The following is a 23,477-nucleotide window of genomic DNA, read 5'->3' as shown; positions in this document are numbered from 1 at the left end:
TGGGGCAATGAATAATGTGCCAATTTGCCAATGAAAAGAATGATAGCACAGCACATTGGCATATTGGCCAATTGGTATATTATCACATTGTCTCATTGGCACATTGGCTAATTATTTTATTATTATGAATTTAAGAGAGCACCTCAAACATTTTCTACATAACAAAGAGTTAAAACATAAACTCTACATTATTATTTTCGAATCGGATACTCCGGCAGGAAAGTTGTTCGATGTGGCTCTTATCATCTGTATCACATTAAGTATTCTGCTTGCCATTCTGGAGAGCCTGCAGGGGCTTCCGTCCTACCTGACGTTGCCATTCATCATACTTGAATACTTGTTTACAGCTTTCTTTACCTTTGAATATGTAACCCGTATTTATTGCTCTCCACAACCGAAGAAGTATATTTTCAGTTTTTTCGGTATCATTGATTTACTGGCCACACTGCCGTTGTATCTGGCTTTCTTTTTACCGGGAGCAAGATATCTGCTGGTGATCCGGGCGTTCCGTATCATCCGGGTTTTCCGTATATTCAAACTTTTCACTTTCTGGATGGAAGGTGAACGGTTGCTTACTTCACTAAAGGAAAGCAGCAAGAAAATAGCCGTCTTTTTCCTGTTTGTAGTGATACTCGTTGTTTCTATCGGTACCTTAATGTATATGATTGAAGGTACACAGCCCGGCACACAATTCAGCAACATACCCAACAGCATTTATTGGGCTATTGTCACCATGACAACAGTAGGTTATGGCGATATTACACCCGCAACGGCTTTAGGGAAATTCCTCTCTGCCTGTGTAATGCTAATGGGTTATACCATTATAGCAGTGCCCACAGGCATCGTATCCGTATCGATGATGAAAGAATATAAAAAGCTGAAAGATATGCAATGCCCTAATTGCCATAAAGCGGGACATGATGAGAACGCAGCGTACTGTAAATATTGTGGTTTTCCGTTACATAAAGATAGCTTACCCAAAGATAAAAAGTAAATGTTTCTTTATACTTTGTGTGTAACGTTATCGTATTTTTCAAAGATACCAATGGGTCCGTTTTTTATAACCGATAAACGAGCGGGCTGCTTTTCTGCGTTGCACTATTTTACGTTCTGCATACTCCACCAACCCAAAAAGAGAGCACCCCACCGCGTAACATAAAATATCTTTCCAATCAAAAGTAGCCCCCAGAACAATCCGCGCAAATCCGTTATTTGACAATTCTAACCTATCGGCCAACTGAAAATACTGAAGCAGCTCAATGAAACAAGCAAATACAAAGACATAAACGGGTAACCGCCGCAAAGAACGAAGTATGAAAATCCTGATAAAACAACAGATAAGTATCACTACCAATACATCTCCTATATAAGGACGGATAAATGCATCATGAATGTATACGCCGATAATAATTTCGATTATCAATATCACAAAAAAGCAGGAAGCATAGATTATTCTTTTTTTCATAAATAAATCAAGTTAGTTAATGACCATACGCTTTAAAGCACGTTTCAATGTAGCCGGAACAATGATGGAATGAAACGGACGAATAAAGAAAAAGTACGTCCGCCCCCAATTATTATGAAACTGCACTAAAGTGGAAACGGTGACCTCTTTTACATTCGCCTCCATAGGACGCACGATTGCAGAAACATAGAACTGCAAATGTTTATCATCCGCCGTAAATACCGCTTCCTCCCTTGTCATATCCGGATGAGCAATTGCGAAATCTGATATTATCTTATGATATTCTGCCACTTCAGGGCCTTTCCCGCCTTTCAGTCCGAATGGTTCCACAAGACAATTACGAAGTTTCATCAAAGCCTCCACCCATTGCGGATAATTTGTAAACATAGTAATGAGTACATCGGCCGGACGGATATCTCTTTCAGCCGTTATCCTACAACAAAAGGTATCGACAAAGTCAACAGGGTCTATACGAGACAGAACAGATGTACTTATCATATTCCCGGCTTTCCGGATTTGTAGTGATTCATTCATAATAAAACTCGATACTTTTATGGAAAAAGAATGGGAGATGAACGTTCTCTGGCGAAGATACGGAATTTAGGCATACATCGGTTATCAAATACTCCAAAATCTACTCTAAACAGTTCCTTTACAATAAAAAGATGCCCGAACTATAAAATATCCCTAAATGGTAGAAAGAATTGAATAACCTCACTTCTGCTTTTCGGTAAGGTATTTCCAGTACCTCACAGGCATGTCTTGCTTATGTTTTCTCGGATTGAGCCTTTCCTTGATTGTAATGGATTTAAAATAGGTCTTCCAAAGCTGTTGAAACAATTTTTCATCTTTATCCATCAAACTTTCATCAAGCATTCCGGTTATCAGATGCGAGGCGTTGCTGTCATCATCAAAAGTAACTTCTTCTACGGTTTTCAAGTCATAATAAAAACCATAACGGCGTTTCATATCATAAATCAACCATTTCTGATCGGCAAAGCGGTCTTTAAAATGTTCGATAGTCAAAGGTAATGCGTTATGCTGCGGTTCAAAGGCTGCAAAGAAAGTACCATCCGCCGCTTTCTGAAAACGGACAAACTGAAACATCCGCAACCGTTCCCAATCCACGCGTTTCCATATTTTAGAGAGTTCCAATACATCCGGATCACCGAAATTCGTTTCAATGGAACGGGGAGCATCGATGGCCTTACGAATATAACGAAACAGTAACATACCGACTTCCGGAAGCTCGGAAAGCCAACACCAAGTAATGGCTGAAAGAGCGGAGGCCGAAAGTTTCTTCTGTAATCCGCGCCATACCCGTCCGGCCTTTTCTTCATCAGTGGTTACCGTAAAGAATTCATCGTAAAATAAAGGTAAAGCCTCCCCCTCCGATAATAGCATATCGGGAAAAGATTTGCGAAAGTAAGCATCAAAAACAGCCGTCAGCAAGCCTTCAAAGGTTTTATCATAAACAAATAGGACCATGGGATTGACGATTAGACGATTTACAATTAGACGATTGAAATTACTTATGAATCTCTATATGACCTCAATCGTAAATCGTCAATCGTCTAATCGTAAATATCTTCATTCTTTAAAATTTAATATTAGTTGGTTTTCATCTATTTTCTTTTTAGGCTTCGGAAGTAGCAAGCTGCGTACAGCCTGTGGAGTCATTTCGTTGACAGTTTTCATCGGGAGCTCGCTGCACGTGATGAAATACTGTGCTTTCTTCATTACTACTCCTATTTTTTTGAGTTGATAATACCCGAGCTTGGAATATCGGCGGGAAGCAATGATTAACTTTGCCGACTTTACACCGATGCCCGGCACACGAAGAATCAACTCATAATCCGCCCGGTTGATGTCGATCGGAAACTTTTCGGGATGCCGCAATGCCCACGACAATTTAGGATCTATCTCCAGATCGAGATCGGGATATGCATCATCTACAATCTCATCTACTTTAAACTGATAAAAACGCATCAACCAATCTGCCTGATAAAGACGGTTCTCGCGAACCAGAGGCGGTTGCTTCAAAGCCGGCAAACGGGTGTCATAGGTATTGACAGAAACATATCCGGAATAATAAACACGCTTCATCGTGGGGCGCTGGTACAGGGCAGAAGAAAGAAAAAGAATATCCTTATCCGTTTCGGCCGTGGCACCTACAATCATTTGCGTACTCTGTCCTGCCGGTGCAAACCGAGGTGCATGGCGGAATTTCTTCCTCTCTTCACTACTTTCCAATACCCCCTGCTGGATATACAGCATAGGAGCAAACACACTCTTATGATCTTTTTCGGGAGCTAACAGTTTTAGATTTTCTTCTTTGGGTATTTCGACATTTACACTCAGACGGTCGGCATATCGCCCGGCCTCATTCACCAGTTCACGACTGGCCCCGGGGATACTCTTCAAATGGATATACCCGTTGAACCGATGGACTTCACGCAAGTCCTTGGCAACCCTTACCAGACGCTCCATCGTATAATCGGGATTCCGAACGACTCCCGAACTCAGAAACAATCCCTCGATGTAATTCCGACGATAAAACTCAATCGTCAGATCCACCAATTCGGATACGGAAAGAGTGGCACGCGGCAAGTCATTACTACGCCGGTTGATACAATAGGCGCAATCATAAATGCAATAATTGGTAAGCATGATCTTCAGAAGCGAAATACACCGCCCGTCTTCCGCAAAACTATGGCAAATACCCCATCCGCCTACGGTGTTACCCAACGTCCCCGGCTTGTTGGCACGAACTGTACCACTGGAAGCACAAGATACATCGTATTTGGCAGATTCAGCCAGTATTTTAAGTTTCTCAAGTACGTTCGCATTCATAATCCATATAGTTTTTGCATTTTTTTTATCTCACTTCTCATCACATCACGCAAACTTTGAGGTTCCAATACTTCAATCGTTGCTCCCTTCGAGAACAGTTCTTGAATAAAATCATAAGTATGTGAGATATAAAGTTCAAAATCGGTATATTCCTCCGTCGTTGTTATCTCTTTCTGGCTGGAATGTAAAGGAAGATTACGCAGATAAGGCACCTGCCCGGCAGCAACCCTTAACACGGTACGCTGCGGCGGCAATGTTTCATCCTGAATAATACCGAAACAATCGCGGAAATAATCTTGCGGCGTAAATTTACGGGGAAAGCGGAAATTCTCTTCCCCGACAGACAAACTTTTGATACGATCTAATGAATAAGAGCGGAAAGCATCATAAGACCGGTTGATCCCTATCAGATACCAGCGATGACGGAACAGTTTGAGAAAATAAGGTTCCAAAACGACCTCTTTAGAATGTTCCCACGTATATGCCTGATATTCCAGACGAAGCACATGTCCGGTTCGCATGGCATCTATCACCACATCCATATGCTGTAACCCCAAAGGAGCCTCTTCAAACACGATCCGGTTCTTCATATCCATATTTTCCTGCAGGATACTGTTCAATGAGAAACTGTTGAGCAGCCACATTTTCAGCTTATTTCCCAACATTCCCTCCGCATCGGCTATATAATAGGTATTCGTACGCTTGTCACATTCTATATTAATGTCGAACATCTCTTCGATAGCCTGCCGGTGATTATGAAAAGTGCGCAAGGGAATATCGGTACGCATAGCGTCTCCCGTCCGCCAACGGCGATTGATCTCACTGAATGTGATACGCCCACTACGATAGATAGTATCTACCAACCAGATGAGTCTGTTGAATTGTTGCTTTGCCATACATCTTTTCTTTATTATGCTGCAAAGTAGCACATAGTTTGTGCCAAAAATAAGCATAATAAAAAGAATAAAGCAGTAACCAAACGTTTTTTAATGAATTCCCTTCAGAAACTGTTTTGATTTTTATTCAGAACTAAAAGCCTGTTTAAATTTTCCTCTTAAAAGTTTTTATCAGTTTATTTTGAGTTTATTCTCGGTCTGTCTTCCTTTTAGGAGCCGGTCTATATGACTAAAGACAAAGTTGCAAACGGGCAAAAAAGAAGGTTGAAGAAGCCCGAAACAAACAAAAAGAGAAATCCTATAAAAATCCAAACCGTTTCTCAGTCTGGCAGCGTGAAATAAATAAAAAAATTCCGTCGGCATTGTCAAAAAGAACAGTTATATTTGTTATATATCATATGAAAGAGATAAAAATAACCGTTATATTCATATTGCTCTTAACGAGCTATTTGCAAGTGATGAATGCACAAAATGTGCAGAGTAATAATCTTAAAAAACAGGAGAACCAAAAAATGAAAGATCAAAGTGAAATATACTTCGCCGGGGGATGCTTTTGGGGGACAGAGCATTTTCTGAAACAGATCGGAGGTGTTGAGAGCACCTTAGTGGGTTATGCCAACGGAAATATCGCAAATCCTACTTATGAACAAGTATGCAGTGGAAATACCAATTTTGCCGAAACGGTGAAAGTTACCTACGATCCCCGTAAGGTAAGACTTCCCCTGTTGATAGACCTCTATTTCAAAACCATAGACCCGACCAGCGTCAACCGTCAGGGAAATGACCACGGATCACAATACAGGACCGGTATTTACTATACAGACCCGGCGGATCTTCCGGTCATACAATCAGCGGTAAAGACCTTGGCCGAGAAGTATTCCAAACCTCTCGCCGTAGAAATCAAACCCCTCGCCAATTTCTATAAAGCGGAAGATTACCATCAGGATTATCTGGATAAACATCCGGGAGGATATTGTCACATCGACCCATCCCTGTTCGATCTGGCCAAAAAAGCAAACAGCCCTAAAACAACAGCTAACCCCATTTACAAAAAACAGGATGAAGCCACACTACGTTCTACCCTTACCAGCGAGCAATATGCCGTAACGCAAAAGAACGCCACCGAACCGGCTTTCCGTAATGAATACTGGAACGAAAAACGCCCGGGCATTTATGTAGACATCACAACCGGAGAACCTTTGTTCGCTTCTACCGATAAATTCGACTCGGGATGCGGCTGGCCCAGCTTCACCAAACCGATAGAGAAATCGCTGATCGAAGAAAACATAGACACTTCTCACGGTATGAGACGTGTGGAAGTCCGCAGTAAAACGGGAGACGCTCATTTAGGACATGTATTCATGGACGGTCCTGCGGACAAAGGCGGATTACGTTACTGCATCAACAGTGCTTCTCTCCGCTTCATCCCCAAAGAAAAAATGCAAGAAGAGGGATACGGTGAGTATTTGAAGCTATTGCCTTAAAGCAAGCCTTATTAAAAAAGAAAAAGCCAGTCCTCACATGGACCGGCTTTTGCATTTCTTCGTATACAGCTAATTATTTTTTAGACTCTTCCAAAGATACTTTACGGAATTCTTTCATTGCTTTTTCAATTTCCAATGAAGCTTTACGAGCACGGGTTCCTGCTGCTTTGTTACCGTTCTCGATTTGTGCATTTGCATCTTTGTTAAAGTCAGCTACAAGAGCTGCGATTTTTTCTACTAATTCTTTCATGATCCTTTTTATTTTCTTCGTTAATAATGATTGGCAAAAATACATTCTTTCCCGAAATAAACGCATAAAAACAATCTTTTTTTTGAATTAATCTGCTAAAATAACGCTAAAAAAGGCGGTTTATGCTTTTTTCTTTACCTTTGCAATCATGAAACCACTTACAGATACCGAATACATACATACTTTAATAGCTGAAGGCGAACATCAGCAACAGGATTTTAAATTTGAAATTTCGGATGCCCGCAAGATAGCCCGCACCTTGTCGGCCTTTTCCAATACCGATGGGGGCCGTTTGCTCATCGGCGTAAAAGACAATGGAAAAATAGCCGGTGTACGCTCGGAAGAAGAGAAATACATGATAGAAGCGGCCGCCCAACTCTATTGCCTGCCGGAGGTGCATTATACCATGCAAACATTTCATGTTGAAGGACGCAATGTATTAATCGTTCAAATAGATAAAAGTGATAAAAAGCCGGTGTATGCCAAAGATGAAACCGGGAAACCACTGGCTTATATCCGTATTAAGGATGAGAACATCCTGGCGACTCCCATACACCTCCGCGTGTGGCAACAGAGTGGCAGCCCGGCAGGAGAATTGATACAATATACCGAACGGGAGCAATTACTTCTCGACTTGCTTGAAAAGAATTGTTCGCTTTCATTGAACCGGTATTGCCGCCAAGCTAAAATTTCACGTCGAGCTGCCGAACATTTGCTGGCCAAGTTTATCCGGTTCGATATCGTGGAGCCGGTATTCGAAAATCATAAGTTCTATTTCAGGCTGAAATGAAGCCTCTCCCCAACCCTCTCCTCCGGAGAGGGGGCTGAGTTAGTCTTGTGACAATTTTACAGTAAGCTGTGTACCAAGTATACTATTGATTGGCTGAGTTAGTCTAAATAAGAGTATCTATCTGCCCCCTCTCCTCCGGAGAGGGCTGGGGAGAGGCCTCTTTTTTATCAGAAATGAATATAACATAAATTGCAGAATACGAATAGTTGGTGTAAATCAACTTATTTAGTACTTTTGCAACCGGAATACGAAATTCATAATTTATAATCTTAAAATTGTAATTCATACATATATGGGCATATTTGCTGACTTATTCAAGAAAAAAGCCGATGCCAACGGAAAGGCGGTAGGTAATGTAGAAGATTTCGTGTCACTGACACGCGTATATTTCCAATCGGTAATTGCCGTAAATCTCGGTATCACCAATATCCGCTTCCTGCCGGATGTAGCGCAATTCAAACGTCTGTTTAAGATACCTACCCAGGGCGGCAAACTGGGATTGGGCGAAAAAAGCGCTGCCCGCAAAATGTTGATGGAAGATTATGGTATCAATGAGTCATTCTTCAAAGAGATAGATGCTTCCATTAAGAAAAACTGCCGTACACAGAACGATATACAGGCATACCTGTTTATGTATCAGGGATTTTCCAACGATTTGATGATGCTGATGGGTAACCTCATGCAATGGAAATTCCGTATGCCGTCGATATTCAAAAAGACACTGCGCGGAATGACAGCAAAGACTGTGCACGATGTATGTACAAAAACCGTATGGAAAGCAGACGATGTACACAAAACCGCAATGGCCGTACGTCAATATAAAGAAAGGCTCGGCTATTCCGAAGAATGGATGACAGAATACGTTTATAACATCGTTTTGCTGGCCAAGAAAGAGCCTAAGCATAAAAATGAAGATACAAAAGCATAAATGTAACCCAGAGTGTTAGAAAATAAAAAATAACTGTAAAATAACGTGGTGACATAAAAGCGGAGGAGAAATTCCTCCGCTTTTTTTATTATATTTATAAGCAAATAACATGCCAATTTAACAATTGTAAAAAATAATAGCTTATGAAACAAAAGAAAATGCTAACTCTCACCCTTTCTCAACTTAAACAACTATACCAACAAGAGCTACCGGAACTTTACCAACTGGCTAATGAAACCACTAACGAAACGGACTTCAAAAACAACCTCGATAAATTCCTGTCTCTCCATCCACAAGCAGAAAGCAATACGGGTAAGCAAATTCGACTCCTTATCAATTACGACGGAAGAAGTATCCACGAACTTTCAACAGAACAAGACATGTCGGTGCAAACCTTTTCATTACTCCACCGATTCCTTACCGGAAATCTGGAAAACACCGACATGGCCACAGATTTATTCATCGACCTGTTCTACCTGTTCAAAAGACTTGAAATGACGGAAATCCCCCTCCCCTCTCCGCAACGGATAAAGAGCCGTACCGAACGCTGGCCTACGGGACTGAACGAGGAAGTGATGGAGATCCGTGCCCAAAACAAGGAACGGATACTGCACATACTGATCCAGAAGATTGAAAACAGAAAATCCGGTTCCACCCGTTTCCGGTTTGACGAAGGACTCAGTTATGACGAAAAATATCAGCTCGTCAGCCAATGGTGGAATGATTTTCGTTTTCACCTGTCGATGGCAGTAAAAAGCCCCACTGAACTGAATCGCTTTTTGGGGAATTCTCTTTCCAGCGAAACGATGTATTTGCTGTCGCGCGCACGCAAAAAGGGTATGCCTTTCTTCGCTACCCCCTACTACCTTTCACTGCTCGACATCACCGGTGACGGATATAATGACGATGCCATCCGCAGCTATATCCTCTATTCTCCCCGCTTGGTAGAGACATATGGCAACATTCGCGCCTGGGAACGGGAAGATATCGTAGAACCCGGAAAGCCGAATGCTGCCGGCTGGCTATTGCCGGACGGGCACAACATCCACCGCCGTTACCCGGAAGTGGCTATTTTGATACCAGACACGATGGGACGTGCCTGCGGCGGACTTTGTGCCTCCTGCCAACGTATGTACGACTTTCAAAGCGAACGTCTCAACTTCGAATTCGAAGCGTTGCGTCCCAAAGAGAGTTGGGACAAAAAATTACGCCGCCTGATGGGGTACTTTGAGGAAGACACCCAATTGCGTGACATACTGATTACCGGAGGGGATGCCCTGATGAGCCAAAACAAAACATTGCGAACGATACTGGAAGCCGTCTACCGAATGGCCGCCCGCAAGCGAAAAGCCAACCTCGAACGACCGGAAGGAGAAAAATATGCCGAATTGCAACGGGTACGTCTCGGCTCCCGCCTGCCAGCCTATCTGCCCATGCGCATCAATGACGAATTAGTAGAGATTCTCCGGGAGTTTAAAGAAAAAGCGTCTGCCATCGGAGTGAAGCAGTTCATCATCCAAACCCATTTCCAGACACCACTGGAAGTTACCCCCGAAGCACGGGATGCCATCAGCAAGATACTTTCTGCCGGCTGGCTGATTACAAACCAATTGGTCTATACCGTAGCAGCTTCCCGACGGGGGCATACGACCCGGTTGCGCCAAGTGCTCAATTCATTGGGAGTGGTGTGCTACTACACTTTCTCAGTAAAAGGTTTCAATGAAAACTATGCGGTGTTCACTCCCAACAGCCGTTCTCTGCAGGAACAACATGAAGAAAAGATATACGGACAACTCACCTCCGAGCAGGCTGCCGAGTTATATACCCTGCTCGAAAATGGAGAAGACACGGCTACCCGTATCCGCCGTTTTATGAGAAAGCACCACCTGCCATTCCTCGCTACCGACCGAAGCGTACTCAATCTGCCTGCCATTGGCAAAAGCATGACATTCAACCTGATAGGTATCACAGAAGACGGTAAGCGTATCCTTCGCTTCGATCATGACGGAACACGCCGCCACAGCCCCATTATCGATAAAATGGGACAGATCTATATCGTAGAAAATAAATCGCTCGCCGCTTATCTCCGGCAATTAGGAAAAATGGGAGAAGATCCGGAAGATTATGCCACTATCTGGACGTATACGGAAGGCAAAACGGAACCACGGTTCAGCTTATACGAATATCCGGAATTCGACTTCCGAATCACGGACAAGATGAGCAATCTGGAGATTGGATAATATACGATAATACTGCTTATGCATACCGGTGATCGTAAGCAGGGTACTTACCTCCGCTAAGCACCGTCCATACCGCCTGTATACACCGTGCTTAGCGCTCTTAAGTACCGTTCTGAGGAAAGCTTTGCACGGTGCACAAAAACCGGGGTGTTCCCTCACTCTATCCGCCCGTTTTCAACCACTTTTCACCAATTACGACCGGTATCCCACCAAAGTCTTGTTCCGGCATTATCTTCTCCTCCCAAAGCATCGACCAATGCACGGTATTGGCTTTCGTTTTCTGTGATCAACGAACCGGGAAAATTCAAGCGACGAATCATAGTCTCCGTATCGATACAACCGTTCTTGCTATTATTAAACCGCACCGGGAAAAGACGCGGATAGCCCGTACGACGCTGTTCGGCCCATGCTTCACAACCCTCGGGAAAGATAGCCAGCCACTTCTGAGTTATGATCTTCTCCAGTTTCACCTCGTCATCGGCCTCCTCTATCCAGCGTGGGGATACCAGACAACGGGCTTCTATATTATTCTCGGGATCATAGACATCTATAAAGTCAGAGGCTACTTTATCGCTGTTGAGATATTCATCCACTTGGGTAACATTGTGTTGCTGAAAAGAGACAGTTACCCCGTTCTCATAACAATCACTCTCCTCTTCCGAAGTCCAACCACGTAAAGCAGCTTCCGCACGGAGAAACCAGACTTCTGCCGCAGTCATCAGAACGGCATCCGTAGCCTGAGTGACAGTAAGCTTCGACAAGACATTGTAACGGTTGTGAGCAAAGCAAGTACCTTGACGAATCCCTCTGTATTCTTGTTTCAACTCATCAGCCGAACAGTGTGTAAAATAGGATTTCCTCCGGGGATCATCGTAACCATTCATGATAGATTCCATCGAAGCACTCATATACGTTTCTTTCCATATAAGGTTCAACTCGCCAAGCGGATTGCTATAACCGCCCTGAGTGGAGACAGCAGCCTGCTCATCAGGGGTTTCAAAAACACCGTACGAATTTTCGAATGCCTTCACAAATTCCATGCGCGCCTTATCAGGAGATATCACCGCCAAACGCATGGCAAGCCGCATTCGCAGAGAATTGGCAAACTTAATCCAGGAGGAATATTCGCCATCCAGCAAAATGTCGAAACGCGCAAATTCGGAAGCGTCCGGTTTCCGCTCTATATAATCGGCCAATGCCGTTACTGCCGTATCCAGTTCAAGAAAAAACTCATTGTATACTTTCTCCTGGCTATCCGGCAGATATTCCCCTTTAGGATCGGCAAAATTGGTGTACACAATCGGGCCGTAATAATCGGTCACACGGTGCATGACCGCCACCTTCAATATTTTCGTTATACCGAAAAAAGCCGGTTGCCCGGTACGGGTAAATTGTTCCGACTGGTAGATCTGAGGGAAAACATAAGCATACGTATGTCCCCACATCGCACTGTTCCAACCATCTTGCAGATTATAATCCGAGTTATGGCTACCCCCATTCAGTGGTTTGGCATCGTGCATATATCCGCTAAACATATCCGCGTTCAGATTTTGTATCAGTTGGAAAGGCCAGTTTTTCCCTTTACCGTAATCATAATTAAAATAAATGCCCTGCTGGATAATTCCCAAACGGATGCCATGATCGTTATTATCCACTTTCAGGTCTTCATCCGTAATGCCGGCCAAATCGGTATTGAACTCTCTAAAACCGGAAGTACAGGAAACAAAGAAACCGCCCAGCACTATAAATAAAAATACCATGTCCTTTTTCATCTATCCACCCTCCGTTTTAAAAGTCACACTTAATACTGAATCCCAAGCTACGCGTAGTGGGCATTCCATAAACATCGATCCCTTGATTGTCATTTCCGGTAGAGAGTACCAGATCCGGATCAAAAGGCGCTTTCTTATAGAAAAAGAAAAGATTGCGCCCCACAAAAGAGAGCTGTATTTCATGAAAGATCTTCATCTGTTGTATCCAGTTTGCCGGCAAGCGATAACTCAACGAAAGCTCCCGCAAACGAATATTCGTGGCATCATACATATAATATTCCGTCACACCGGCACGTCCGCCGACTACATTCTTATAAAACCTCTTCACATCCTCTATACGACGGCCTTCCAAAAGGACATATCCGGCATCCCGGGCATCGGCCGTGGCTTTGGATACCCCATACATATCCATATCCGCCTGTGTCTGCGAAAGAATATCTCCGCCATACCGCCAATCGATCAGACAGTAAAGACTGATTCCTTTATAAGAAAGAGTATGGCTCCACCCCATAGAGAAAACCGGATTGGCATTTCCCACTTTTACCGTATTCCCGTCACCCTCCACCCGCGGCAGGCCTTTGTTGTCTCCGTCGGTTTCATAAACGATATTTCCCTCTGCATCACGCACGAATGCCTTCCCGTAAATATCACCGATGGAACCACCTTCCACCAACTTCATGGCATAACTCGAGGAAAAGCTGGTAGGCCCGTACACAAACTCTTTCAATTTCTCATGCAATTCGATAATTTTATTCTTATTGGACGAAAAGTTCAATGTAGTTTTCCACATAAAATCCCTGTTCATCACCGGAGCAGCATCCAATGTCAACTCCCATCCTTCGTTCTGTATATTGCCGGCATTGACATAGCGGTATGCAAACCGATCACCGGAAAGAGCCGGCAACTTGAAGAACTGGTTACGGGTATTCGTGCGATAATAAGTGGCATTGATGCCTAAACGGCTTTGCAGAAAACGCCATTCCGTCCCCACTTCTACAGAATAAGTCATTTCCGGTCTCATCTCCTCAAAAGGAGCGGCATCATTTGCCTGTATTCCTCCACCGGCCACTACATGCGAAACAGAATTAGTGATAAACAAAGGAATATCATTCCCCACCTTACTGTATGCCCCACGCAATTTTCCAAAAGAGATCCATTCGGGTAAAGCCATCCATTTGTTGAAAATAAAAGAAGCACCGACCGAAGGATAAAAAAAGCCGCTCTTCTCATGTTTCGTAAAAGCAAGCGTCGAAGCCCAGTCATTACGGGCCGTCACGTCGATAAAGACGCTTTCCTTATATCCCAATTGTGCCGTGGCAAATACAGATTGCAGTTGTCTGTGTGCATCGATCCTCTGATCAAGCACAGCGGCACTGTTCATCAGAATATTGGCCAAAGTAAAGACATTGGGGTATTTCAATGAGGCCGTTTTTGAATCATAACGGGTGGAATTCACCACCTTATCATTGATGCTGCCACCGATAGCGGCATCCAACGAAAAATCATTCCATTGTTTCTTTACAGTGGCCATCACATCGCCATAAAGCAATACTTCCTGATAATCCATCTCAAGATACCGCCCGTTCACACCTGCCAAAGCCGGAGCGGTAGACGCATAAAACTTCTGCCGTAACTTATCACCTATATAATCCATATTACCGCGTGCCTGAATGTCCAGCCAATCGGTTACTTTCACCCGCGCCGATAAAGAGGCGATCACCCGTGCACGGGTATCCTTGCTCTGAATCCGGTTTACAATCCAGTAAGGATTCTGCTCGAAATCGTCAGAAGGCGCATGCCAGTTCTGCACATTCAACTTACGGTCTTCATCGTACACCTCAAAATTATCGCGATAATAAGAAAGGTCTTCACCACGCGGAAAACGATATAATCCCACAAGCGGATTCATATAAAATCCTCCCGGAACCGGTTTGTTTTCCACTACCTGCCGCATGATATTTACATTTCCATCGAGTTTCAAACGGCCGTTGAACAGTACGGAAGTCTCCCGCAAATTCAAATTATGCTTCGATAACCGGTTTTTATCTACAATACCCCGCCCGGTAGTATTGGCATAAGAAAAATAATTTTGCAGTTTCTCATTCCCATGACTCACAGAAAGGGAAGTAATAGAGGTAAAACCGGTACGAAAGAAATCATTCAGATGATCTTGTTCAGGCAATGCTTCCTGTGCTCCCCAACTATCCACACCATCACTAACGCCATAGCGATTCTGCATTTCGGGAAGACTGAAAGCCTTATCAATAGTCAGACTGGTAGAAAAAGAGATTTTATGTGCGCCCGTACTCCCCTTTTTGGTAGTTATCAGAATCACGCCATTGGCCGCTTGACTTCCATACAAAGCTGCTGCCGGTGCACCTTTCAATACAGTAATGCTCTCCACATCTTCCGGATTCAAGTTGGAAATGCCATCCCCCCCGTCACGATTGCCCGCATCAGCAGTCCCGCCAATAGCCGAATAGGCCTGTTCGGAAGTAGAATTCAGCATCGGCACTCCGTCTATCACATACAGTGGCTGATTATCACTGACCACCGAACGGATGCCACGAATACTGACCTTAGCCGAAGCCCCCGGACCGGAAGAGTTTTTACTTACCTGCATACCCGCCGCCTTTCCGGCCAAAGCGGTAATCATATTCGTCTCCTTTACCCGGTTCAGCTCATCACTCTTCAACTGCATGGCCGAATAAGACAAAGATGAAGCCTTCTTTTCAATGCCCAATGCAGTCACAATCACGTCATCAAGCATCACCGCATCTTCTTGCAATACGATCTTGAAATCCGTTTTTCCAGATACGGGAACCTCTACGCTTTCATATCCTAAAAAAGAGACCACCAAAGTAGCATCCGGATTTACGAGCAAAAGAAATTCACCGTTCACATTGGTCACTGTTCCTTCCGATTCTCCTTTTACCTTAATAGTAGCACCAACCAAAACATCACCTTTGGAGTCGTATACCGTCCCGCTTATCTTTTTTTTTGAAGAAAACTGATCATGATGGCCATCATGTTCTACATTAACGGCATAACCGACTGTTGTACAAACAGAAAAGAGGAATGTCAAAAAAAAACAGATAAGTATTCTCGCACTAATTAACATGTTCATTAATATCAATTTGTATATAGACAAATATACATAATAAAATCTAAAAAGAGGTTATCCCAATATCATTTTGATGAAAGAATTCGCCAAAACGCGTATTATCACTATTTTTGTTGCAAATAAAACGATGAAAATGGAAATAGAAATAGAGAATCATCCCTTGCAACCTTTTCTTCCGGTAAAAGCCCGGTTATTAATGCTTGGAAGTTTTCCACCGCAAAAAAAGCGGTGGTCTATGGATTTTTATTACCCAAATCTAAATAACGATATGTGGAGAATCACCGGAATCCTATTCTTTAACAACAAGGATTATTTCTTGAATGAATCGAAAAAAGCCTTTTGCAGAGAGCGCATCATCGACTTTCTTAATGAGAAAGGGATTGCACTTTTTGATACGGCTTCTGCCATACGCCGCCTGCAAGATAATGCTTCCGACAAATTCTTGGAAGTTGTGCAACCTACCGATATCCGCGCACTGCTCCTGCAACTTCCGGAATGCAAAGCGATCGTCACTACCGGCCAGAAAGCCACGGACACCCTCCGTACCCAATTCAGTATAGAAGAACCGAAAGTAGGTGATTTCTCCGAATTTTTATTCGAAAACCGCCCGATGCGTTTATACCGTATGCCATCTTCCTCACGTGCCTACCCTTTGGCACTGGACAAAAAAGCTGCCGCCTATCGCATCATGTATCAGGATTTACAAATGCTTTAATCAATTATATATAGGAAACCTATGAAACCGATCTTTTTGCAATACCCCGCATGCAGTACTTGCCAAAAGGCAAAAAAATGGCTGACAGAGAACAACATTGAGTATACCAACCGGCTCATTGTGGAAGATAATCCCACAATAGAAGAATTAAAAGCCTGGATTCCCCTTAGCGGATTGCCGGTAAGAAAGTTTTTCAATACCAGTGGATTGGTATATAAAGAGCTGAATCTCAAAGACAAGCTACCTACCATGAGCGAAGAAGAGCAAATCGCCTTATTGGCCACCAACGGTAAATTGGTGAAACGTCCGTTGGTAGTCACCAATAATTTTGTACTGGTAGGTTTCAAACCTGCCGAGTGGGAAAAGCTAAAATAGTTGAAAACTTCTTTGTAGAAGCGCTTGCAGATTCAAAAGTTTATTCTACCTTTGCACCCGCAAACACGGGAGTAGCTCAGTTGGTAGAGCACCGGTCTCCAAAACCGGGTGTCGGGAGTTCGAGCCTCTCCTCCCGTGCAAGATTTCAATAGCTGTGAGTTAATAACTTGCAGCTATTTTTCGTTTAAAGGTCGGACAATAGCTAAAACAGCCCATTCATTCTCCTAAAATTGAATCTCCAAAGTCACTTCTCCCCCTCCGACAGTCCATTGCGGACCTTCCTGTACAAGACGTATCGCTTCTTTATCAACGAAAGGACATAAACTTCCCTGTACCTTTATATCGATAGGACGCCCCTCGTCATTCACATAAAAAGTCAGTATCACTTTCCCCTTTACCCGCTCACATTCTTTATCTGTCGGGCGGTTCAGATTCTTTTTCAAATATCTCCGATAAGCCCTTTCCCCGATTACCGGACGAGGCATCGTCAATTGTTCTACGGTTACTGCCGCCCCAGTCAGATTCGCTTTCCGCTGAGTCCCGTACCCTACTACTACCACTTCATCCAATTCTCTACTGTCTTCATTCATGGCAATCAGCATCTCCTTACTTGTATCGGCTGGAAGAATAACCGGTTCATAGCCTATATAATTGACCGTAATCTCTTTTCCGTCATTCATCGGCAAAGTAAAATTACCATTCACATCCGATACAGTTCCATTATTAGTACCTCTTACAGTGACGGTGGCTCCCACAATAGGCTCTCCAACCTTATCAATGACACGCCCTTTCACTCCGTTTACTTTTATCCCGCTTACCATTCCGCTCAGTTGCTTTGCAATGCCATTATTGGTAACGTCAGACAGAGCGGTACTAACCGGTTTGGCAGCTACCGAATCCACTTCAACAACATCAGCCATTACACTCATCCCTACTTCATCGGCAATTTCTTCCCGCATCTTCGCAGGAGCTGCCTTTGATAGTTGCCGTTCCCGACTGGCAAACACCTTCACCGAATCTCCCCGGACAGTTCCAGCCAATTTTCCCTTTTCTTCCGGATGTGCCGATTTAGCTAAAGGTAACTGAGGTGTTTGAGACACAACCTGCAACACGGTATCCCGTTGCAAGGCTTCCAATGTCATAAAAACATCTTCCGGTAGCCTATTTTTCTGATATATGAAATAGCTGCTCAAACAAACACCTATCAATAAGCTCGCCGCTACACTCCACACAACAGCATGATTCCGTTTTCCCTTTGCTTTTCCCCTGATCCGGCGACGTAAAATCTCTATCTGATACTCCTGGTTCTCCCCTACGCTGTCATAACCATCCATAGCATCGGCAAGAAAAGGATCACGCATCGCCTCTTTCTGCAAGCGATGAACCTCTTTCCCCTTTCGAGTTCCTCGTATGTAGTCTAATAGCTTCATTGGATCTGATTCTTTATGCAAATCTTTAAATTTCTTTTCCCGTTCTGAATATAACTTTTCACATGGTTCAGTGTTAAACCTGCCTGCTCCGCAATATCGGCATATGACATCTCTTCCATAAAAAATTGCGTAATGCTGATACGTTGAGGTTCAGGCAGTTTTTCAAGACAATGCTTCAAGGCATTCAATTGTTCTTCCGAATGATCCTCCTCAGATAACAGATGCAAAAACTCATCGGATTCCATAATATTAATCATATAATCAAGCGGAATTTCCTTATTGTCTTTCCTTAATATCTGCAGACAATGATTTTTAGCTACCCGGTACAACCACGTTTTGAAAACTTTTATCTGATAATTGGATACTTTGGAAAGCAGTTCTTCAAAAAGTTGCATGACTGCGTCCTGTGCACGAGCCTCATCACTCAGATATTTAAGACAAAGTCCGTACAGCAACGGAATATAGCGGTTGTATAATTCACCGAAATATTCTGTTTTACCCGAATCGGTATACTGCTGTAACAGTTCTTCATCAGTCAACTTTGATATGTTTTTCTTGAAAAACAAAAATTCTTTTTAGGCAAAGTTAAAAAAAACAAGTAAACATCAAGCCATATCGGAAAATTAAAAATATACCCAAAGTATCCAAGTATAACCAATCGGTCTAACAAGAAAGCATTCACACACATAACACACTAATAATCAGTCATTATCAGAATATATACTTTTATGTAGCATGAATATATACTTTTACCCAACAAGAATATACATTCTTACATGACAAGAATATATCTTTTTGCAATCACATAAAAACGAAGCAACTCTCCGACATTACAAGAAAATACCCCCGTCAAGCTGAGAACATACAGCTTTTCGGGGGTATACTACCAAAGGCCTTCTATTTACCAGTTTGTTATCCTTTTACCAAACAATTACCTTTTTCGTTATCATCTCATCCGTCAACATTATTTTTACCAAATAGATTCCTTTCGACAATTCAATAACCATATCATTCAATAAAACCGACTCCGAATATACATTTCCTCCGTCCATTGAATAAACATTAACCACACCCTTCAAATCACACTTGCCGACAATACGTATCGCATTTTCTTCGCTTATTATTTTTACAGGAGCTACCGCCGGCTCTTTATCAATACCGGTTCCTGAGTCAAACATGGCAAACGGACCACCCACTTTTGCATTATCGACTGCCTGCACTCCCCATGTATAATCACTGGTCAATCCTGTCACTTTATATAACACCCTCTTACTGATCAATCCGGAAACTTCAGATACTTTCAAACGTCCGGTCGCAATATCGGCAGGAACCGTCATTCGGATAACGTCTCCTTGCTTGATATACAAATTATATTTCAAAGCATTGGCCGAAGTCTGATCATCTTCCGGAGCATCCCATGAAAACATGGCAATACCATTGGCACCCGGAGTCACTTTCAAATTCTTAGGTGCACCGGGAGCTTTATTAGACGCGACTCCTTCTCCCAAAACATTCTTCATCAAACGGGTATGCGATCCTCCTGCATCACCATAACCTACCAAACACGCATCCAAATTGCCATCATTATCAAAATCCACAAGATTGGCAGTCCCTCCTCTCTGTGCTGCCGCACCGGCATACACAAGTGGAGAAGCTATGAACATAGGAGCACCAAGCATACCTCCATTATTCAAATAAACAACATCATTCTCACCCGTCGCATTCATATAAAGAATATCACTAAAGCCGTCATTGTTAACATCACCGGCATCAATGGAAAGCTCCTGCCTGTTATTGGGTAATCCCGTCGTAGCAGCATCGTACTTAGTGAATCCTCCTGCTGAATTAAGATATAAATCGCCACGCCAGTTCCAGCTCACATTCTCATCCCATCTGACTCCGGGAACAACAAAATCAAGCTTTCCATCATTATTATAATCAAGCCAGGCCGGATTTCCTTCTTCTATACCCGCAAATTCAATAGGCTCGGCAAAAGTTCCGTCTCCATTATTTTTATAAACCGCCCCGTTATAACTGCCATGATAACCATAATCGGCATCGTATTTATCAGCATCTATTCCCTCACCCGAAACAATAAGATCCAAAAAACCATCACCGTCATAATCACCCCAAGCTGCACCACCGCCCGATAATTGTATAAACGGCTTAGCTTCACTACCCAGTTTGTTTTTCACCGGTTTATCGATACGTTCGAAGTTCTGTCCATTCACATTTCTGTACAAATATGCTATTCCTGTATTTTTATCTCCTCCATTTGTACGCCCTTGAATATACAGATCGGTCCAACCATCCCCATCATAGTCCGCAGCTACTACATATCGGGTAGAGCGATTCCCATCACCATTATTGATTAAAGGAAACAAGCCGGTAAATACCTCTTCAAAGCCGGCATCTCCTCCTTTATTTTTCCACAGACCCGAGTACAGTTCTCCATTACTTTTCTTCCCCGCCAAAAATAAATCCAGATTTCCATCATTATTATAGTCAAACCAAGTGGCATTGGATGTTCTCAGATCCGGAAAATTATGTTCCACTTTCTCAAATTGCCGGCCATTTTTATTTTTATAAAGCAGTGTCTTTTCTCCCTGTGAAGTCACACCAGACACGATCAAATCCAAAAAGCCATCATTGTCATAATCCCCCCATGCAGCAGCAGCTTCATAAATTAGAGGAATATTTTCTGTTCCGTCATCTACTACAACCGGATTCAATATCTCAGAGAAAGAGACATTTTTCACCTGAGCAAAAGCAGAAGTACAAACAAATCCGGCTAATACAAATGTATACTTAAAGATTTCTATATTTTTCATAATATATCCGATTTTCATTAATAGATAAAAGTCGTTGAAGCCAATGCAGGCGCCGTTTTCACGGAAACTACATATATTCCTTTATTAAAGTCTGATAAGTTTATTCGTTCGGAATAAACATCGTCATTATATTTCCGGGCAAATAATGTTTGCCCGGTGATATCATTTATCCTTACATCCTCTATCCTCTTTTCCGTCTTGATATGGAGCGTATCCGTCTCTTTCTCAACATAAACAATAAGAGGATTTTCTTGTTTCACTTCTGTAATTCCCGAACCGGAAGCATGAAGCAGCCGGATGGCAAATCCTCCTCCTTTAGCCATCGGAATGGAGAGTTTAGTATCTTTTGTGATTTCCATTCTTTCGCATACATATTGTTTAGGTTGCTCTCCCGATGCAGAAGTATCTTTAAAAATATCAGCCAGATAAGAAACGCCAGCTTCCAAGAAGCCGAAATCGACTTCCAGCGTTCTCGCAGTCCAGTCAGTCATGCCACCTACATACCAATCTTTTCCTTTCTGTTTCGCCACCAAAATATAATCTCCTAATTTAGCATCCAATGGAACTGTTTTGTCCCACACCACAGGTACAGTCGACAGAAAACTTAGTATATCCGGATATTTATTGTATTCGGTCGGAGAATCACACAAATAACCTATCCACTGATCATAAATCACATACATCGACAGTTCGTGTGCTCTGGTTCCCATACTCATCGGTGGAGTATCATCCTTATCAATCGGCTGGAATTCTTCTTGAGTTACATTTCTCATAGAACCTGGAGTATAATCTTCAGGACCGACCAACGAACGTATAAAAGGAAATTGTGTATGATATTCCGGTGTCAAAGTTTTTTCCCAGAAATTACATTCTGCACCACGAACAGCCTCAAAATTCAATATATTAGGAAAAGTACGATTTATTCCGGCAGGAACCGGACAACCATGAAACAATGCCACCATTTGGTGATTTGCCAAGCGTTGTGCAAAATCCCGTCCCCAACGCATAGCAATCTGATCATTACGTTCGAAAAAGTCAATCTTTGCCCCAGACACACCATAATCTTTCATCTTCTTAATCCAGTCTTCCGGATTTTCTCTAACACAACTCGCCCATGTCCAAACGATAATTTTCACATTCTTCTGTTTAGCATAAAGACACAAAGTACGTATGTAGCTCTCGGACCAACCCGCATCAAGTGTCATATATTCAATTCCATGTTGAGATGCCCAATCAACATAATACTTATATAACTGGAACGACAGATTATTATTTCCCGATGGGAAATCCACTCCCTCTAAAACAGCTTTATGCCACCATTCCCAAGCACTCTTACCAGGTTGAATCCACGAAGTATCGGTAAGACGGCACGGTTCCGCCAACATATACACCAATTCATTATTCAGTAAAGATTTATCATCATCAGAAACAATAATAACCCTCCAAGGGAAAGTACGGTTTCCTTCTGTTTTTGCAATATAATTTTCTCTTGAAATAACCAAATGGTTCGAATACCAATAATTAGGGTTCGAAGGATCTTCATCCATTACCTCTTTAGGATATTGGGCCCATTTTCCACGCATAGAATTCGGACCGTTTTGTTCCATATATAACCCCGGATAATCATATGTATCGGATTCTGTCACTACTATTTTATAAGAAGTGTCAGGATGAGAAAACAATACCGGAGAAACAGAGAAACGGTTATTGGTTATCTCTGTGGGAGCATTATAAATTTTATAGAGTCTTTCGAAGTTCCGGTATCCTTGATGAATCTGATGTACCTTTCCTTCTTGATCTTTTTCCCCAGAATAATTAGTATCACATTCCGGAAAATAAACTGTCGGAGTGAAAGTGAAATTAAATACGGCATCTTCGCTATTTATGATAATTTCTCCGCCCAACCGTGTGATAAACCGATAAGCTATGCCTTCATCGTAGGCCCTCACCAGAAGATCATAATCTTCCGTGAAAGAGATCAAAAGCTCGTTATAGGCCTCTCTCAGTGTTTTATTCTTTCCTGCTATAACTTCAATTGTCTGATCGACAACGTTCCTTGTAACATTTTTCACCGTTCCCCCTCCTATAATCATACCATTGGAAAGGTTGAGTCCGATAGGGGAAGATGCAATCAGTTGTTCGTTACCATGCCAAATTTCATAAGTAGTTCCTTTGTCTATCCGCAACTTTATTTTCAACATTCCATTAGGTGACATCGTTTCATATTCTTCAGCCTGTATATTCCATAGACAAAAGAAGATAAATAATGAAGATAAAATTAGTTTTCTATTCATATCATCTTATACATTAAATTGATTATTAAT

At 42.6% G+C, this 23,477-nt stretch carries 19 protein-coding genes and 1 tRNA gene; 8 read left to right on the top strand and 12 right to left on the bottom strand.

Going from position 1 to position 23,477, the window contains the following annotated elements:
• Positions 1 to 124: 124 nt before the first annotated feature.
• Positions 125 to 994: an ion transporter gene (locus RB604_RS10215; protein WP_007478380.1), complete on the top strand. Its 870-nt coding sequence runs from the start codon at positions 125 to 127 to the stop codon at positions 992 to 994.
• 39 nt (positions 995 to 1,033) lie between these two features.
• Here the strand turns inward: RB604_RS10215 and RB604_RS10210 are convergent, their stop codons facing one another.
• From RB604_RS10210 to RB604_RS10190, 5 genes are all read right to left on the bottom strand, one after another.
• Positions 1,034 to 1,465: a ribosomal maturation YjgA family protein gene (locus RB604_RS10210; protein WP_005924634.1), complete on the bottom strand. Its 432-nt coding sequence runs from the start codon at positions 1,463 to 1,465 to the stop codon at positions 1,034 to 1,036.
• Between the two features lie 12 nt (positions 1,466 to 1,477).
• Complete coding sequence (locus tag RB604_RS10205; protein ID WP_007478381.1) at positions 1,478 to 1,999, bottom strand: DUF2867 domain-containing protein; 522 nt, start codon at positions 1,997 to 1,999, stop codon at positions 1,478 to 1,480.
• A 180-nt stretch (positions 2,000 to 2,179) separates the two neighbouring features.
• The gene (locus RB604_RS10200) at positions 2,180 to 2,953 is read right to left on the bottom strand and encodes a TIGR03915 family putative DNA repair protein (protein ID WP_005924640.1); all 774 of its coding nucleotides are present in this window, start codon (positions 2,951 to 2,953) and stop codon (positions 2,180 to 2,182) included.
• Between the two features lie 102 nt (positions 2,954 to 3,055).
• Positions 3,056 to 4,318: a putative DNA modification/repair radical SAM protein gene (locus tag RB604_RS10195; protein ID WP_005924643.1), complete on the bottom strand. Its 1,263-nt coding sequence runs from the start codon at positions 4,316 to 4,318 to the stop codon at positions 3,056 to 3,058.
• Complete coding sequence (locus tag RB604_RS10190; RefSeq protein ID WP_055295613.1) at positions 4,315 to 5,214, bottom strand: helix-turn-helix transcriptional regulator; 900 nt, start codon at positions 5,212 to 5,214, stop codon at positions 4,315 to 4,317. Before RB604_RS10190 ends, RB604_RS10195 begins: the two co-directional genes overlap by 4 nt.
• A 398-nt stretch (positions 5,215 to 5,612) precedes the next feature.
• Here RB604_RS10190 and msrB point away from each other — a divergent pair, with 398 nt between their 5' ends.
• The gene (gene msrB, locus RB604_RS10185) at positions 5,613 to 6,698 is read left to right on the top strand and encodes a peptide-methionine (R)-S-oxide reductase MsrB (RefSeq protein ID WP_055295615.1); all 1,086 of its coding nucleotides are present in this window, start codon (positions 5,613 to 5,615) and stop codon (positions 6,696 to 6,698) included.
• A gap of 73 nt (positions 6,699 to 6,771) precedes the next feature.
• On the opposite strand, the gene RB604_RS10180 is transcribed toward msrB, so the two are convergent.
• Positions 6,772 to 6,948, bottom strand: coding sequence for a BF3379 family histone-like protein (locus RB604_RS10180; protein WP_002562150.1), 177 nt, complete (start codon positions 6,946 to 6,948; stop codon positions 6,772 to 6,774).
• Between the two features lie 148 nt (positions 6,949 to 7,096).
• On the opposite strand from RB604_RS10180, the gene RB604_RS10175 reads away from it, so the two are divergent.
• The 3 genes from RB604_RS10175 (at position 7,097) to RB604_RS10165 (ending at position 10,906) form a co-directional block, all read left to right on the top strand.
• Positions 7,097 to 7,738, top strand: a complete 642-nt coding sequence (locus tag RB604_RS10175) for an AlbA family DNA-binding domain-containing protein (protein WP_021936239.1) — start codon at positions 7,097 to 7,099, stop codon at positions 7,736 to 7,738.
• 292 nt (positions 7,739 to 8,030) lie between these two features.
• Positions 8,031 to 8,666 (top strand): DUF8491 family protein, encoded by a 636-nt coding sequence (locus RB604_RS10170; protein WP_005924660.1) that lies wholly within the window; start codon positions 8,031 to 8,033, stop codon positions 8,664 to 8,666.
• A gap of 143 nt (positions 8,667 to 8,809) precedes the next feature.
• The gene (locus tag RB604_RS10165) at positions 8,810 to 10,906 is read left to right on the top strand and encodes a KamA family radical SAM protein (protein ID WP_055295618.1); all 2,097 of its coding nucleotides are present in this window, start codon (positions 8,810 to 8,812) and stop codon (positions 10,904 to 10,906) included.
• A 185-nt stretch (positions 10,907 to 11,091) separates the two neighbouring features.
• Here the strand turns inward: RB604_RS10165 and RB604_RS10160 are convergent, their stop codons facing one another.
• Both RB604_RS10160 and RB604_RS10155 read right to left on the bottom strand, forming a co-directional pair.
• A complete protein-coding gene (locus RB604_RS10160; RefSeq protein WP_055295620.1) occupies positions 11,092 to 12,678 on the bottom strand; it encodes a SusD/RagB family nutrient-binding outer membrane lipoprotein in 1,587 nt (528 codons plus the stop codon).
• 16 nt (positions 12,679 to 12,694) lie between these two features.
• Entirely contained in the window at positions 12,695 to 15,799 is a 3,105-nt protein-coding gene (locus tag RB604_RS10155) for a SusC/RagA family TonB-linked outer membrane protein (RefSeq protein ID WP_055295645.1), read from the bottom strand.
• A 136-nt stretch (positions 15,800 to 15,935) separates the two neighbouring features.
• Between RB604_RS10155 and RB604_RS10150 the strand changes: the two genes are divergently transcribed.
• From RB604_RS10150 to RB604_RS10140, 3 genes are all read left to right on the top strand, one after another.
• On the top strand, positions 15,936 to 16,517 hold the full coding sequence (locus RB604_RS10150; RefSeq protein ID WP_007478389.1) for a uracil-DNA glycosylase family protein: 582 nt from the start codon (positions 15,936 to 15,938) through the stop codon (positions 16,515 to 16,517).
• A 21-nt stretch (positions 16,518 to 16,538) separates the two neighbouring features.
• Entirely contained in the window at positions 16,539 to 16,892 is a 354-nt protein-coding gene (locus RB604_RS10145; protein ID WP_007478390.1) for an arsenate reductase family protein, read from the top strand.
• Between the two features lie 65 nt (positions 16,893 to 16,957).
• Positions 16,958 to 17,030, top strand: a tRNA-Trp gene (locus tag RB604_RS10140).
• Positions 17,031 to 17,116: 86 nt separating this feature from the next.
• Here the strand turns inward: RB604_RS10140 and RB604_RS10135 are convergent.
• The 4 genes from RB604_RS10135 to RB604_RS10120 all read right to left on the bottom strand — a co-directional run bounded on the left by RB604_RS10135 (position 17,117) and on the right by RB604_RS10120 (position 23,447).
• Complete coding sequence (locus RB604_RS10135; RefSeq protein ID WP_055295623.1) at positions 17,117 to 18,322, bottom strand: energy transducer TonB; 1,206 nt, start codon at positions 18,320 to 18,322, stop codon at positions 17,117 to 17,119.
• On the bottom strand, positions 18,319 to 18,888 hold the full coding sequence (locus tag RB604_RS10130) for an RNA polymerase sigma factor (RefSeq protein WP_007478436.1): 570 nt from the start codon (positions 18,886 to 18,888) through the stop codon (positions 18,319 to 18,321). The genes RB604_RS10135 and RB604_RS10130 overlap by 4 nt, the downstream gene beginning before the upstream one ends.
• 354 nt (positions 18,889 to 19,242) lie before the next feature.
• Positions 19,243 to 21,153, bottom strand: a complete 1,911-nt coding sequence (locus RB604_RS10125; RefSeq protein WP_007478437.1) for an FG-GAP-like repeat-containing protein — start codon at positions 21,151 to 21,153, stop codon at positions 19,243 to 19,245.
• A gap of 17 nt (positions 21,154 to 21,170) precedes the next feature.
• Positions 21,171 to 23,447: a glycoside hydrolase family 97 protein gene (locus tag RB604_RS10120; RefSeq protein WP_007478438.1), complete on the bottom strand. Its 2,277-nt coding sequence runs from the start codon at positions 23,445 to 23,447 to the stop codon at positions 21,171 to 21,173.
• Positions 23,448 to 23,477: the final 30 nt, after the last annotated feature.

Source organism: Bacteroides salyersiae (assembly GCF_031172035.1).
Classification (GTDB): Bacteria; Bacteroidota; Bacteroidia; order Bacteroidales; family Bacteroidaceae; genus Bacteroides; species Bacteroides salyersiae.
The sequence above is the reverse complement of the archived record's forward strand: the minus strand, read 5'-3'. Positions and strand labels throughout refer to the sequence as shown.